This is a genomic window from Sulfitobacter sp. 1A12779 (genome assembly GCF_043557315.1).
Lineage (GTDB): Bacteria > Pseudomonadota > Alphaproteobacteria > Rhodobacterales > Rhodobacteraceae > Sulfitobacter > Sulfitobacter faviae.
The window spans coordinates 74,048-88,411 of the sequence record NZ_JBIFFU010000003.1 but is presented as its reverse complement, the minus strand read 5'-3'; the positions used below and the strand labels follow the sequence as shown (position 1 = coordinate 88,411).

The window sequence follows — 14,364 nt, the reverse complement described above, 5'->3', positions numbered from 1 at the left end:
CCTAGAGCCGCGCCAGCACCGCCCGCGCGGCGCGCAGGCCGGGAGCCTCACCCCCCTGCCCCAAACGCGCCATCGTCAGCGCCATGGCGTCCTTCTGGGCGCCGGGCGCGCGCAGCACTTGCAAAACCCCTTCGGCAATCGGGCCGGGGCGGCAGTTCGCGCCGATGAATTCCGGCACCACGCGGGTTTCCGAAACGAGGTTGACCAACGTTACCGTATCCACCCGCAGCATCCGCCCGATGATCTGGCGGCTGATCCAATTCATGTCATAAGCGATGACCATCGGCGTGTTCATCGCGGCAAGCTCCAGCGACACGGTGCCCGAGGCCGCAAGCGCCACATCCGCCGCGCGGAAGGCGGCGCGTTTGCTGGCGGTGAAAGCCTCGGCACTTTGGTCGCGCGGGTCCAGCACCAGCGGGCTGCCCGCCCAGTTGCGCGTGACCTGTTTGACCAAGGCCGCCACGGGGGCCGCCGCAGGGACGACGACGCGCAGGGACGGCTCGGCCTCGACCAATCGCGCGACGACCTGCTGAAACACCGGGGCCAGCCGCGTGACCTCCCCCCGGCGCGAACCGGGCAAGGCAAGCAGCAAGGGCGCATCGGCGAGGCGGTGTTCGGCGCGGAACGACGCGGCGGCGGCGTCATCGGCCACGGGCTCGGCCACCACCGGGTGGCCGACGAAATCGCAGGCCATGCCTGCCGCTTCCATATAGGGCGGCTCGAAGGGGAACAGGGCGAGGACGTGATCGACGGAACGGGCCATTTTCTCGGCCCTGCCGGGGCGCCATGCCCAGACGGTTGGGGCCACGTAATGCACTGTTCTGATGTCAGATTTCTCTTTCACCTTACGCGCCACGCGCAGTGAGAAATCGGGGCTGTCGATGGTGATGAGCACATCTGGCTTGGTTTCAATCACCGCCTGTGCCGTCTCATTGATCCGGGCCATCAGTGCGCGGTATTTCGGCAGGATTTCGGCCAGCCCCATGACGCTGAGCTCATCCATGTTAAAGCGGCTTTCCAGCCCCTCAGCCGTCATCTGCGGCCCGCCGATGCCGTCGAATGTCACCTCGGGACAGAGCTCTTTCAGCCCCGCCATCAGCGCGCCGCCCAACCGGTCGCCCGAAGGCTCGCCCGCCAGAATGAACACCTTCATCCCGCGTCCCCCTCTCGGACCCAAAGCACCAATCCCAATTCATCGGCCAGCGCCACGCAAGCGTCCCGCTCCAGCAGCATCACACCACCGGCTTTGACCACCACGCCCGCCAGCCCCGCCGCATGGGCGGCGCGCAGCGTGTCGGGGCCGATGGTGGGCAGGTCGATCTCACGAATTTGGCCAGTTTTCGGGCCTTTGCAGAGCACCGCGCGCGCGCCCTGCACCGCTTCTGGCAGGGTTGCGAGCAGGTGATCCGTGCCCCCAATGGCCTCAACCCCGTAGACCTGTTCGCGCCCGATCACGCAGGCCTGCCCGATGTCCAAGCTTGCCAACCCGTCCAGCACCGCCGTGCCGCGCGCCGCATCCCGGCGCATCTGATCGTCGGGCAGCTCGCGGGACAGCACACCGCTATCGGCCAGCAGGTCTGGGACGAGCTCATCGGCCCCAACCACCCGCAGGCCATGGTCTTCGAAAATTGTCTTGATCACCTCAAGCGCGCCATTGTCCCCCGCCGCAAGGGCGGCTTTGAACTGCGGCACCAAGGGCGCCGTGCGCATGTCGAGCTTGGCAGGATCGAGCGTAGGCCGGTCAATCGCACCGCAGAGGCAAACCTCGCGGATGCCAAGGCCCAGAAGATGCGCAAGCAGGCTGCCCAAAGTCTCCAACCGGAAGGTCAGATCGGCCTTCAGCCCATCGGGCGCGCAGCCCTCATAGGCGCAGACCAAAGGCGGCACGTCCTGCGCCGCCGCCACCCGCGCGGGCAGGCCGCCGCGCCCGGCGATCAGCGCAAGGCTCATTTCGGCGTCAGGAAATGGCGGCCCGTGTCGGCCATGACGAAATCGACGATCTGGCGGACGTAATCGCTTTGCGTCTCGTTCCCCAAACGCCGCGCCCGGTCGGAGAATGTCCCCTCGCCCTGCGCCAGCATCTGGAACGCGGCCCTGAGCGCCGTGATATCGCTGCGCGCCACGCCCGCGCGTTTCAGCCCGACGAGGTTCAGCCCGTCGAGATCACCGCGCGGCGCTTGCACAAGGCCGTAGGGGATCACGTCATTGGTGACCATGGTTACCGCGCCGATGATCGCACCCTGCCCGATCCGCACCCATTGGTGAATGCCAGACAGCCCGCCGATGATCACGTCATCTTCAAGCACGCAATGCCCGGCGACGGCGGCGTTGTTCACCACGATCACGCGATTGCCAACCACAGCGTCATGAGCGATGTGGCAGCCGGCCATGAAGAGCCCGTCATCACCCACGCGGGTCACCCCGCCGCCCCCTTCGGTGCCGCAGTTCATGGTGACATGTTCGCGGATGCGGTTCCGCTCCCCGATGACCAGACGGCTGGCTTCGCCCTTGAACTTCAGATCCTGCGGAATCTCACCGATCACCGCGAAAGAGAAGATCACCGTGCCCGCGCCGACCTCGGTCCGGCCAGTGACGACGACATGGGATTTCAGTTCCACATCCGCCTTTAACACGACCTCGGGCCCGACCACGCAGAAAGGGCCGACGCGCGCCGAAGGGTCGATCTGCGCGCCCTCTTCGATCACGGCACTGGGGTGGATATTGCTCATGCCGCGTCCTGCGGGAGGTCCAACATCGCCATGAACTCGGCCTCGGCGGCCATTTCGCCCTCAACGGTGGCCACGCCGCCGAATTTCCAGATCTTCGCCCCGGGCTTGCCGCGCAGGGTCTTGAGGTCCATCCGCAGCACATCGCCGGGGCCAACCTTGCGGCGGAACTTACATTTGTCGATGGACATGAAATAGATCAGCATGTCGCGGTCCTGCATGCCAAGGGCCGTGCCCACCATCACGCCCGCGGTCTGGGCCATTGCCTCCACAATCGTCACGCCCGGCATGATCGGCGTGCCGGGGAAATGGCCCTGAAAATGCGGCTCGTTCATGGTGACGTTCTTGTAGCCAACAGCACTCTCGGTGCCCGCGATCTCTTCGACCTTGTCGACCAGCAAAAAGGGATAGCGGTGCGGCAAGATGCGCTGGATCATTTGGATATCGGCGCGCAGCAGCTCTTCGGTCATGGACTGTCCTTTGTCTCAGAAGGTTGCTGAAGGGCTACCAATTCGGGCGGCTGGGGGCAAGCATCCCGGCAGGGGCGGCGCTTACTCGGCGTCCGTCAGCCCGCTGCCGATCGTCTCGTCCAAAAGCGCAATCGCCTCATCCGTGACCTCGATCGCGGAGGACGAGACAAAGACCCGCCGCCGCTCCAAAATGACCGCCGCGTCGGAATTGCGCATCAACTGTTCAAGCACCGGGGCCGCAGCGGCCAGAAACCGCTCGCGTTCAAGATCCAGCGCCTCGCTCAGCGCCCGGTTCTTCGCCGCCTGCTCTGCCCTTGTGCGCTGCACCTTCTCGTCAAAAGCATCGGCCAGCAGCCGGAACTGCGCCGGTTTCAGCTGAGAGCGTTTTTCGGTAAGTTCGCGTTCTTCCGCCTCAAGCGCCGCTTCGATCTCGCGGTTCTCGGCGGCAAGCTCCTCGCTCTGGGCTTCGATCTCGCGGCTGACGCGCTGGCCAAAGGCACTGTCGCGGAACAGGCGTTCGGAATCGATGGTCAGCACCGGGCTGATCACGCCGCCCCGCGCCGGGGCGGGCGTGCTTGTCTGAGGCTCTGCCAAGGGCCCCTGCTGCGCAAGGCCGGGGGCGGCCCCGGCCAGCATCATCACCAAGGGGATGAAGGCGCGGCGCATGGGCTTAGAACGTGGTCCGCAGGGTGACCTCAAAGCTCTGCTCTTTGTCAAAGCTCTCTTTCTTCAGCGCGTCGGAGACGTTGAACTGAAGCGGGCCAAGCGGCGTGTCCCAGAAGACCGAGACGCCGATCACATGGCGGAACGAACCGCTTTCGCCGACGATGGTGCCGCCGCTGGTGTCGACATCGCTCAGGTCCCACAGGTTGCCCACGTCATAGAAGACGCCGCCGGTGATGCCATATTCCTCAGGCAGACCCAGTGGGAACTCCGCCTCGAAACGGGCAACGGCAAAAAGGTTGCCGCCAAGCGCGTCGTCTACCCCGTTGCTCTGGTCGCGCGGCCCGATGCCGCCCGGCTCAAAGCCGCGCATGATGGATGGGCCAAGGATGAAGCGGTCAACCGCGCGGTTGGTGCCGCTGTTCCAAGACAGCGCACCACCTTCGAGCGTGGCACGCAGGGTGACTTCCTCGTTAAAGATGCGCTTTTCGCCCGCGATCTTGGCCGTGGTCTTGATATATTCGTTGTCCCCGCCCAGCCCGGCGAAGTCCTGTCCGAACTCGAACAGAACGCCCTGCGTCGGGTCCAGCCCGCTGCGACGGGTATCATAGGTATAGGTGTAGCCGACGGAGGAGGAGAAAAGCGCGCCCTCTGCGATTTCATTCGCGATTGTAGCGCTGTTGTCTTCGTCCTCCCGCTCCAGCATCTCGATCCCTTCGAGGGTATAGCGCGTCGACAGACGGCCATTCTCGCTGACCGGGAAGGTCAGGCTGGGCTGGAACACCAGACGTTCGGTGTCATAGCTGGTGTAGGAAGAATTGGTCTCGGCATAGTCCAGCTTGAGGCCAAGCGCCACGTCGCGGCCAAGGAAGCGCGGCTCGACAAAGGTCACGCCATAGCGGGTGGCATCCTCGGCGGTGGAGATCGACAGGTTCAACCGCTGGCCGCGCCCGAGGAAGTTTTCCTCTTGGAAGCTGACCGCCACACCGAAACCGTCGTTGTTCGAGAAGGAGCCGCCGAAGTTCAGCGAGCCTGTGGGCTTCTCTTCCACATCCACGTCGATCACGACCTGATCGGGGCTGGAGCCTTGGCGGGCGTTGACCTCTGCCGTCTCGAAATACTGCAACGCGCGGATGCGTTCTGCCGCTTGGCGGATTTCGCGCGGGTTGAAGGGGTCACCCTCAACGCTGTCGAACTCGCGCCGGATCACGCGGTCAAGCGTGGTGGTGTTGCCTTCGATGTCGATCCGCTCAACAAAGATGCGCTCCCCACGGGAGAGTTTGTAAGTGACGTTAAGCGACAGATCGCGGTCGTTGCGGTCAATCACCGGCTCGACGCGCAGGAAATCGACGCCATCGCGGATCGCTTGGCGCTCGATCCGGGCGATGTCATTCTCGATCAGGGTCGGGGAATAGATCACGCCGGGGCGGATCTTGAGCAGGTCGCGGTACACGGCGGCGTTCAGCCCCGGCACTTCGGACTCGACCGACACCTCGCCGAAACGGAACTGCTGCCCCTCGGTGATGTTATAGGCCACAAAGACGCCATCACGCTCTTCGGTCAACTCTGCATTCACCGCCTCGGTGCGCATGTCGACATAGCCGCGCGACAGGTAGAAATCCCGCAGCAACTGTTTGTCAGCCTCGACGCGGCCCTCGACATAGGTGTCGCGCTTGACCAAACGGCGGAACAGACCGGCCTGTTTGGTGCCAAGCACGCGGCGCAGGCGACGGTCGGAATAGACGCGGTTGCCGACAAAGCTCAGACGCTCGATCTCGACATTGTCGCCTTCGAAAATCTCGAACACCAGATCGACGCGGTTCTGATCGCGGCGGATGATGCGCGGCTGCACGCGGGCCGAGAGGCGGCCTTCGTTGCTATAAGCCTCCGCAATGGCAGCGGCGTCTTGCTCGGCTTGGCTGGGGTTGAACACCCGCCGCTCGGTCGAGCCGATGAGTTCGGCCAGCATCTCATCCTTGATGCGGCGGTTGCCTTCAAAGCTGACGCGGTTCAGCGTCGGCAGTTCGACCACCGTAATCACCAGCGTGCCGCCCTGCGGCTCAAGCGAGACGGATTCGAACAGGCCCGAGTTTTGCAGGTTCTGATAGGCGTCGTTCAACTGACCGCCCGTCACCGCCTGCCCGCGCCCGATGCCCGCGCGGCGGAGGATGGCGCTATCGCCAATCCGCTCATTGCCGTCGATGACGACCGTGTTGAACTGATATTGCTGCGCCTGCGCTTGGCTGCCGGGCACGAGCCACGCGACGGACAACATGACACAAAGCGATGCCCCCCGAAGGGTCTTGCCGACATTGCTGCGCTGCGCCCATTCGACGGGCATTCTGCCCTCGTTCCTCAGTCCCATTACACCGACCCGTTTTTTTACGACATTGTTGTCAACCTGACTACGCAGGTTAACGGGGTTTGTCAAAAGCAACGGCGGGAAAAATATACCATATCATGCGGCATCTTGGGCCAGAATGACATGATGAGACAAGATCGTGTGAAACTGCCCGATCCGGCAGCTCGCAGCGGTCAGAGAGAGGCGACAAAGGCCCCGGCAGAAAGCGCCGCGGCAATGGCCGCGCCAAAGAACGCACGGTCCCAGTTCAGGTCCAAAAGCAGGCTCAGGCCGCGGTATGTTCCTTGCAAGACGTGCATCTTCGGTTCCTTCTCGATGAAGGGGAACAATAGCCAGAGATTGCGGCACGATTTTGTTCAATTGTGGCCATTTGAAGGCATTGCGCCCTGCCACGGGGGGCAAGGCGCAGGCTGTCTTTCGCTGTCGTTGCGCCGCTTACGGGCAGAACAGATCATTGCCGAGCGCAAAGAGCATCAGGGTCAGCACCAAGGCGATACCGATGCTCATCAAAAAGCGCAGCGCGCCATCGCTGGGCGGTTTGCCGGTCACCGCCTCATAGGCGTAGAACACCAGATGCCCGCCGTCCAAGGCCGGGATCGGGAAGAGGTTCAGCAGACCGACCGCCGTGCTCAGCACCGCGATGAAATAGATGAAGGACTGCGCCCCTTGGCTGGCCATCGCGCCCGAGGTCTGGGCGATGCCCACCGGGCCGCTGAGGTTGCAGGTGCTGATATTGCCGACGATCATCTCACGCAGACCCGAGATCGACCCGGTGATGATGCGCCAAGTGTTGTCCAAACCGGTGCCGAGCGCCTCACCCACGCCGGGGGTATCAGTCGCAGGCACGAAGGCCATGCCGCCAACGATGCCGATGCGCAGGTTCTGTTTGAAACTGCCATCGGGCTGCGGCTCATCCGTGGCTTTGGGGACGAGGGTGAAAGGCAAGCTCTCGCCATCGCGCCAGACGGTCAACTCCTGGGGGGCCCCTTCGGAGGCTTCGACCACCTCTTTCAATTCCCCGAAGGCCACGATCTCTTGCCCATTTACCGCGGTGATCACATCGCCGCTGCGCAGACCGGCCTCTTGCGCTGCCGATTGCGGGGCGACGTTGCTGACCAGCGGCGGCATCAGATAGGGGCCGGGCACGGTTAGCTCTTCGCCATCACGGGTGATGTCATAGCTCAGTACCGCTTCCTGCGGCAGGTTGGTCAGGAAATCGCTATAGCCTTCCCCGGCAGAGAGGGACGGCACCGGGGTGCCTTCGACCGCGCGCAGAATATCGCCCGGAGCCAGCTCATAGGCGTCACTCGGCAGCGCGCGCAGCGCGCCCACCGTCAGCGGATCACGGGCGGTGCCCGCCGTCATCGCCACGGCGAAGAAGATGATGATCGACAGGGCAAAGTTGAACACCGGCCCCGCCGCCACGGTCAGCGCGCGGGCATAGAGCGGCGCGCCGTGCATCGTGTGGCGCAGCGCCTCGGGGTCGTCGGCGAGCGCTTCCATCGCAGTCTCATCCTTGCCGGAGGCCGCGTTGGAGTCGCCTGCGAATTTCACATAGCCGCCAAAGGGCAGCAGCGCGAACTGCCAGCGCGTGCCGCGCCTGTCGACGCGGGAAAAGAGCACGGGGCCGAAGCCCAGACTGAAGACATCCGCCTTGATCCCGGTCCAACGGCCAACGATGTAATGCCCGTATTCGTGGATCGCCACGATCACCGACAGCGCCACGACAAAGGCAAGTATCGTCCAGATCAGCCCGCCGAACTCCGGCAAAAATCCCATGATGTCCAACGTGCTACCCTGCCCTTTTCTGAATTGCGGCCTCTGCCGCCTTGCGTGCGAGATGGTCCGCCTGCGCCACCAGTTCAAGTGTCATGTCGTCCCGGCCCTGCGCGGCCTCTTCGGCGCGGCGCTCCAACACCTCTTCGACGATCTCGGCCATCTGCGTGAAGCGCAGCCGCCCGTCGATGAAACCATCAAGCGCCACTTCCTTGGCCGCGTTAAAGACCGCGCCCATCAGACCGCCCGCTGCCATGACGTCCCGCGCGAGCCGCAGCGCGGGCCAGCGGGCGTCATCGGGGGCGGTGAAATCGAAACGTCCGATCTTGGTCAGGTCCAACCGCTCAATCGGGAGATGCCCGCGCGCGGGGTGGTGCAACGCATAGCCGATGGCATGGCGCATATCCGCGGGGCCGACATGGGCCATCAGCCCACCGTCGCAGAAACCTACCAGCGCATGGATCATCGACTGCGGATGCACCAGCACCTCGATCGCCTCCGGCGAGACGCCAAAAAACTCACGGGTTTCAATGACTTCCATCGCCTTGTTAAACATCGACGCCGAGTCGATGGTGATGCGCTGCCCCATGTCCCAATTGGGATGGCTTGAGGCTTGGTCGAGCGTCGCATGGGGCAGGTCTTCGAGCGGCCAATCGCGAAACGCGCCGCCGCTGGCGGTGATGATAACACGCTCAACCGCGGTCATGTCTTCGCCGACCAGCGCCTGAAATACGGCGGAATGTTCACTGTCCACCGGCAGGATCGTCGCGCCGTGGCGCGCGGCCTCGCCCATGATGAGCGCCCCGGCGCAGACCAGCGATTCCTTGTTGGCCAGGGCCAGCGTGCCACCTTGGCGCAGCGCCGCCAAACCCGGTGCCAGCCCCGCCGCGCCGATGATCGCCGACATGGTCCAATCCGCAGGGCGCGATGCGGCCTCGGTGATGGCCTCGGCCCCCGCTGCGGCTTCGACCCCGCTGCCGCTGAGCGCGTCGCGCAGATCATCCAGCAGGTCTTCGCGGGCGGTGACGGCGACATCAGCCTTCAGCGCAATGGCATCCTTGGCCAATTGCGCGATATTGCCCGCGCCGGTCAGGGCCACGACCTCATAGGCGTCGGGCGCGCGGCGGATCAGGTCAATCGTGTTCTGACCGATGGACCCGGTCGCCCCCAGTATCGAAATCTTGCGCGGCATAGCGGGTCAGTTCACACCCGGCGGGAAACCGATCAGCGGCCCGACGATCAGCAAGAAGACGGCAGCGCCCAGCATCCCGTCAAAACGGTCCAACAGACCGCCATGGCCGGGGATCAGCGCGGAGCTGTCTTTGACGCCCATCTTCCGCTTCATGCCCGACTCCGCCATATCGCCCATCTGAGAGGCCATCGACAGCGCCACCGAGATGCCGACGAGTTGCAGGCCAAAGCCCGTGTTGAACGAGAAAATCAGCCCGACAACAGCCGCCCCGACCCAGCCCGAGGCGGTGCCGGACCATGTTTTCTTGGGGCTGACCTTGGGCCAGAATTTGGGCCCGCCGATGGCGCGGCCTGCGAAATAGCCCACCACATCGGTCACCACGACCACCAGCACCAGCCACATCAACCAGCCAAAGCCCATGTCATCGCGCAGCTGGATCAGACCAAAGCCCGCCAGCAGGATCAGCGCGGTAAAACTCATGTAAAGCGTGCGGTTGGCGCTCAATAGTGCGAAACCCGCCAGCGCCGGGGCCAGCAAAAGCGGCAGGCCAAAGCCCACCGGCAGATAGACCGAGGCCAGCACCGCCGCCGCGGTCACCAGCCCCAATTGCCAAGCCGCCGCTTGCCCCTGCCCGCGCAGCATGCCGACCAATTCCCAGACCATCATGCCGCAGATCAGCGCCACCAGCAGATGAAAGACGGTGCCGCCCAACCAGATGCCCAACAGACCGATCAGGATCATCGCACTGGCCGATAGCATACGGGCGCGTAGGTCGGACCATTGTTCAGGTGATTTCATCGCAGCTCTCCTCAGGTCTTGACCGCACCGAACCGCCTGTCACGCCCGCCATAGGCGGCGCAGAGCCGGGCGAATTCCTCGCGGGTGAAATCCGGCCACAGCGTGTCGATGAACTCATATTCCGCATAGGCCGATTGCCACAGCAGAAAGTTCGAAATCCGCGCCTCGCCGCTGGTGCGGATCACCAGATCGGGGTCAGGCAGGACATGGGTATCGAGGTAGCGCGGCAGGGTCTCTTCGTCCACGCTGTCGGGGTCGAGCTTGCCACTGGCGACATCTTGGGCCAAGCGATGCGTGGCACGGGCCACCTCGTCGCGGCCGCCATAATTAAGCGCGATGGTTAGATTGATGCGGGTGTTGTGGGCGGTATGGGCCTCAAGCTCTCCCATGAGCTTGATCAGCTTGTCATCTAGCCGGTCGCGATCCCCAATGAACCGCACCCGCGCGCCATAGTCGCTGAGGCTGCGCATTTCCTTGGAAATATAGCGCCGAAACAGGGACATAAGCCCTGCCACTTCGACCTGCGTACGCTTCCAATTCTCGGTCGAGAAGGCAAAGATCGTCAGATACTCCACCCCTACATCGGGGCAGCATTCGACGATCTCGCGCACGCGTTTGGCGCCGGCGTGATGCCCAAAAAGCCGGGGCCGCCCGCGTTGGGTGGCCCAACGGCCATTGCCGTCCATGATGATCGCCACATGGCGTGGCCCGCCGGGTATCGTTTGGGGCTGAATTTCGGCGGTGCTCATGTCTCGACCTTTTTCTTTCAAGTTCTGTTTCCCTGCGTCTTAGCGGGGTCAGACTTGCATGATTTCGGCCTGTTTCGTCTCAAGCTGTTCATCGATGAGCGTAATGAAACGGTTGGTCAGATCCTGCACTTCGCCTTCCCAGATTTTCTGGTCGTCCTCGGACATAGCGCCGTCGTTCTTGGCTTTCTTGATCTGGTCCATCCCGTCGCGGCGGATGTTGCGGATCGAGACGCGCGCGTGTTCGGCATATTGGCCTGCGACCTTGGTCAACTGGGTGCGGCGCTCTTCGTTCAATTCGGGGATCGGCAGCATGATGATGGTGCCATTCAGCTGCGGGTTGATGCCCAGACCGCTTTCGCGAATGGCCTTCTCGACCTTGCCGACGAGCCCCTTGTCCCAGACGTTGATCGTGACCATGCGCGGCTCAGGCACGTTGACGGTGCCGACTTGGTTCACCGGGGTCATCTGGCCGTAAGCCTCGACCATCACCGGCTCCAGCATGGAGGCCGAGCCACGCCCCGTGCGCAGCGATGCGAACTCGGTCCGAAGCGACGCGATTGCGCCGTTCATCCGCCGTTCAAGATCATCGGTATCGAGCATAAATTCGTCTGACATGGCGAGCCTGCTTGTTGTTTCCTTGCGTTACGGCTTTCTAACGGTGGCGCGGCGCTTTCACAACTGCCCATTGTTGCGCCACCATACGCGCCCCGCGCCCCTGTTGTGAGGGACGCGGGCAGCATCAGGTCAATCGCCCCGCCGTGGGGCGATGCCTTGGAATGCGGGTCGGAATTACCCGACGCGGGTATAGGTGCCCTGCCCCGCCAAGATGCCTTGGAAGCCGCCCGGCTCATCCAGCGAGAAGACGATAATCGGCAGGTTGTTGTCCCGCGCCAGCGCGATGGCAGAGGCGTCCATCACGCCGAGCCGCTTTTGCAGCACGTCGTCATAGCTCACCAGATCATAGCGTTTCGCATCGTCGAACTTGGCCGGGTCCTTGTCATAGACACCGTCGACCTTGGTGCCCTTGAAGATCGCCTCGCAGGACATCTCATTGGCGCGCAGGGTCGCGGCGGTGTCGGTGGTGAAATAGGGGTTGCCGGTGCCCGCGGCAAAGATGCAGACCCGCTTCTTCTCAAGGTGGCGCACGGCACGGCGGCGGATATAGGGCTCGGCCACTTCGTTCATGGTGATCGCGCTGATCACGCGGGTGTGGATGCCCAGACCTTCGAGCGCCGATTGCATCGCCAGCGCGTTCATGACGGTGGCGAGCATCCCCATGTAGTCCGCCGTGGTCCGCTCCATCCCCTGCGCCGAGCCTTGCAGCCCGCGGAAGATGTTCCCGCCGCCGATCACCATGCATATTTCGACGCCCAGACTGTGCACCGATTGCACCTCACGGGCGATGCGTTCGACGGTTGGCGGATGCAGACCATAGCCGAGGTCACCCATCAGCGCCTCCCCGGAAATCTTTAGCATCACGCGGTTAAAGGAGACTTGGGGGGTGTCTTGGGACATCGGGCACACCTTACTATTTCACCAACCGGGGGAGATTTAAGCCTTGCGGCGGTGAAGGGTTTTCATTTCGCGCCAAAATGTCGCAAATACGCCCAAGGTTCAATGCGGGACGTAAGGAAGACGCAAAGAAATGCCGGATATTCCCAAGGCCCAGATGGACGCCCTGTTGCAAGGCTTGCCGCCCGAACGGCCGGTGTTGATCGCCGGGCCGACTGCCAGTGGCAAATCCGCCCTTGCCCTCGCCATTGCCGAGGCGCAGGGCGGCGTGATCGTCAATGCCGATGCCAGTCAGGTCTACGCCCCCCTGCGCATCATCAGCGCCCGCCCCTCGCCCGAGGAAGAGGCCCGCGCGCCGCATCTGCTCTATGGCCATCTGGCCGAAGACGCGCCCTATTCCACCGGCCATTGGCTGCGCGAGGTGGCCCCGCTGCTGGGCGGCGATCAGCGGGTGATCATCACCGGCGGCACCGGGCTTTACTTCTCTGCCCTGACGCAGGGGCTGGCTAAGATCCCGGCCACCCCGGTAGAGGTGCGCGCCCATGGCGACGAGATGGCGCTCGAAGACCTGTTGGCGGGGCTGGATGCCGAGACCGCCGCAGGCCTCGACCAGCGCAACCGCGCGCGGGTGCAACGCGCTTGGGAAGTGTGGCAGGCCACCGGGCGCGGCCTGTCGGACTGGCAGCGCGACACCGGCGCGCCGCTTTTGCCGCTGGCGGATTGTCTGCCGATCGTCTTCGATGTCGAACGGGATTGGCTGAACGCGCGGATCGCGCAGCGGTTTGACTTGATGCTAGAGCAAGGTGCCTTGGAAGAAGTCGCTGCCCTCCGCCCGCGCTATGACCCATCCCTGCCCGCCCATCGCGCCATCGGCGTGCCGGAACTGATCCGCCACCTCGACGGCGACTGGCCGCTGCACCGCGCTCGCGAGGCTGCCGTGGTCGCCACCCGCCGTTTCGCCAAGCGGCAGCGCACTTGGATGCGCAGTAAGATGGCAGATTGGCAGCGGGTGACGCCAGAATAGCCGCCGAGCAGGCAGAATTTCTTGCGTTATCCCAACCCTCCGCTAGCCTGACGTTGAAGATTACCCTTGTAAGGTTTCCATTTCTCAACGAAAGCGCCGCGTGCCCGAGACAGAGATTCAGACCCAGTCCCTAGCCCAGCTTTCAGCGGGGCAAGACTGGCGGCTGACCCTCGCCCACGACCGCGACCACCATCTTTTGATCTGGATCACCCGGGGCCAAGGTCGTCTGCTGCTCGATGGCCAACGCCGCGGCATCAGCCCGCATAATGCGCTTTGGATACCGGCGCGGTCGCTCTTCGCGCTGGAGCTGGGCTATCAATGTCTGGGCCATGCGGTGCTGATCCCCGAAGACAGTGACGAAAGCCTGCCCGAGACCCCGCGCCAATTGCGCATCCGCGATGGGGCCGCGCAATCGGAGATCGCAACCCTCATCGAACAGACCCAACGGGAGGTCCAACAGGCCCGCCCCCTGCACCAAGATGCGCTCAAAGCGCAGGTGGCGCTGATGTCGGTCTGGCTGCGCCGCCAGATCATGGCGGAGGCCCATACCGCCCCCCGGCCCAAGGCAGGCGACAGGCTGAGCGCGCGCTTCTGCGCCTTGGTCACTCAAGGCGCCCCCAAGGGCACCAGCATGGCCGAACACGCCGCGGCACTCGGCGTGACCCCAACCCATCTGACCCGCGCCGTGAAGGCGGCTACCGGCAAATCCGCGGCTGACCTTCTGACCGAGCGCAGTTGCCATGCCGCCCGTCGCCTGCTGGCCGAGACCGATCACACCGCTGCCGAGATCGCCGCCACCTTGGGCTTCGGCTCTGCCGCCTATTTCACCCGTTTCATGCAACAACACAGCGGCCTGCCCCCCAGCAAACTGCGCTGAGAGCCGGGCCGAAATGTCGCTTTCAGACCCTCAGCATGTCGCAAAAACTCCTCCAAACTCCTCAGCCGAATGTTGACGCGCGGGTGATTTCCGTGCCTCATGGCTGAACCCCTCTGCACAGGGGCGGGGCAATGAACAAGCGCAGGCTGCCAAAAAGACCGCCAAAAGGTTTCGGCACCCCAGCGTCACAAGGCAGAAAAACCTGCCACACACAG

15 protein-coding genes are annotated in these 14,364 nt (G+C 63.8%); 2 read left to right on the top strand and 13 right to left on the bottom strand.

The window, feature by feature from the left end; all coding sequences use genetic code 11:
* Position 1: 1 nt before the first annotated feature.
* The 13 genes from lpxB to pyrH form a co-directional block, all read right to left on the bottom strand.
* Complete coding sequence (gene lpxB / locus ACGYLQ_RS05580; RefSeq protein WP_394440997.1) at positions 2-1,153, bottom strand: lipid-A-disaccharide synthase; 1,152 nt, start codon at positions 1,151-1,153, stop codon at positions 2-4.
* Positions 1,150-1,950, bottom strand: a complete 801-nt coding sequence (locus ACGYLQ_RS05575) for an LpxI family protein (RefSeq protein WP_394440994.1) — start codon at positions 1,948-1,950, stop codon at positions 1,150-1,152. The genes lpxB and ACGYLQ_RS05575 overlap by 4 nt, the downstream gene beginning before the upstream one ends.
* Entirely contained in the window at positions 1,947-2,729 is a 783-nt protein-coding gene (gene lpxA, locus ACGYLQ_RS05570) for an acyl-ACP--UDP-N-acetylglucosamine O-acyltransferase (protein ID WP_394440992.1), read from the bottom strand. Before lpxA ends, ACGYLQ_RS05575 begins: the two co-directional genes overlap by 4 nt.
* Positions 2,726-3,196, bottom strand: a complete 471-nt coding sequence (gene fabZ / locus ACGYLQ_RS05565) for a 3-hydroxyacyl-ACP dehydratase FabZ (protein WP_067264885.1) — start codon at positions 3,194-3,196, stop codon at positions 2,726-2,728. Before fabZ ends, lpxA begins: the two co-directional genes overlap by 4 nt.
* Before the next feature lie 81 nt (positions 3,197-3,277).
* Positions 3,278-3,862 (bottom strand): OmpH family outer membrane protein, encoded by a 585-nt coding sequence (locus tag ACGYLQ_RS05560; RefSeq protein ID WP_394440990.1) that lies wholly within the window; start codon positions 3,860-3,862, stop codon positions 3,278-3,280.
* A 4-nt stretch (positions 3,863-3,866) separates the two neighbouring features.
* Complete coding sequence (gene bamA / locus ACGYLQ_RS05555; protein WP_394440987.1) at positions 3,867-6,200, bottom strand: outer membrane protein assembly factor BamA; 2,334 nt, start codon at positions 6,198-6,200, stop codon at positions 3,867-3,869.
* A gap of 194 nt (positions 6,201-6,394) precedes the next feature.
* Positions 6,395-6,520: a hypothetical protein gene (locus ACGYLQ_RS05550; RefSeq protein WP_269451576.1), complete on the bottom strand. Its 126-nt coding sequence runs from the start codon at positions 6,518-6,520 to the stop codon at positions 6,395-6,397.
* 136 nt (positions 6,521-6,656) lie between these two features.
* On the bottom strand, positions 6,657-8,000 hold the full coding sequence (gene rseP, locus ACGYLQ_RS05545) for an RIP metalloprotease RseP (protein WP_394440985.1): 1,344 nt from the start codon (positions 7,998-8,000) through the stop codon (positions 6,657-6,659).
* Positions 8,001-8,013: 13 nt separating this feature from the next.
* Entirely contained in the window at positions 8,014-9,189 is a 1,176-nt protein-coding gene (gene dxr / locus ACGYLQ_RS05540) for a 1-deoxy-D-xylulose-5-phosphate reductoisomerase (RefSeq protein ID WP_394440983.1), read from the bottom strand.
* A 6-nt stretch (positions 9,190-9,195) separates the two neighbouring features.
* Entirely contained in the window at positions 9,196-9,987 is a 792-nt protein-coding gene (locus tag ACGYLQ_RS05535; protein ID WP_067261564.1) for a phosphatidate cytidylyltransferase, read from the bottom strand.
* An 11-nt stretch (positions 9,988-9,998) separates the two neighbouring features.
* Positions 9,999-10,736 carry a polyprenyl diphosphate synthase gene (gene uppS / locus ACGYLQ_RS05530; protein ID WP_067261562.1) on the bottom strand — a complete coding sequence of 246 codons (738 nt, stop codon included), beginning with the start codon at positions 10,734-10,736 and terminating at the stop codon, positions 9,999-10,001.
* 48 nt (positions 10,737-10,784) lie between these two features.
* The gene (gene frr / locus ACGYLQ_RS05525; RefSeq protein ID WP_067261561.1) at positions 10,785-11,351 is read right to left on the bottom strand and encodes a ribosome recycling factor; all 567 of its coding nucleotides are present in this window, start codon (positions 11,349-11,351) and stop codon (positions 10,785-10,787) included.
* Between the two features lie 174 nt (positions 11,352-11,525).
* Positions 11,526-12,251 carry a UMP kinase gene (gene pyrH / locus ACGYLQ_RS05520; protein WP_067261559.1) on the bottom strand — a complete coding sequence of 242 codons (726 nt, stop codon included), beginning with the start codon at positions 12,249-12,251 and terminating at the stop codon, positions 11,526-11,528.
* A 130-nt stretch (positions 12,252-12,381) separates the two neighbouring features.
* Here pyrH and miaA point away from each other — a divergent pair, with 130 nt between their 5' ends.
* Positions 12,382-13,272, top strand: coding sequence for a tRNA (adenosine(37)-N6)-dimethylallyltransferase MiaA (gene miaA, locus ACGYLQ_RS05515; RefSeq protein WP_394440981.1), 891 nt, complete (start codon positions 12,382-12,384; stop codon positions 13,270-13,272).
* Positions 13,273-13,372: 100 nt separating this feature from the next.
* On the top strand, positions 13,373-14,149 hold the full coding sequence (locus ACGYLQ_RS05510) for an AraC family transcriptional regulator (protein ID WP_271693610.1): 777 nt from the start codon (positions 13,373-13,375) through the stop codon (positions 14,147-14,149).
* Positions 14,150-14,364 lie beyond the last annotated feature (215 nt).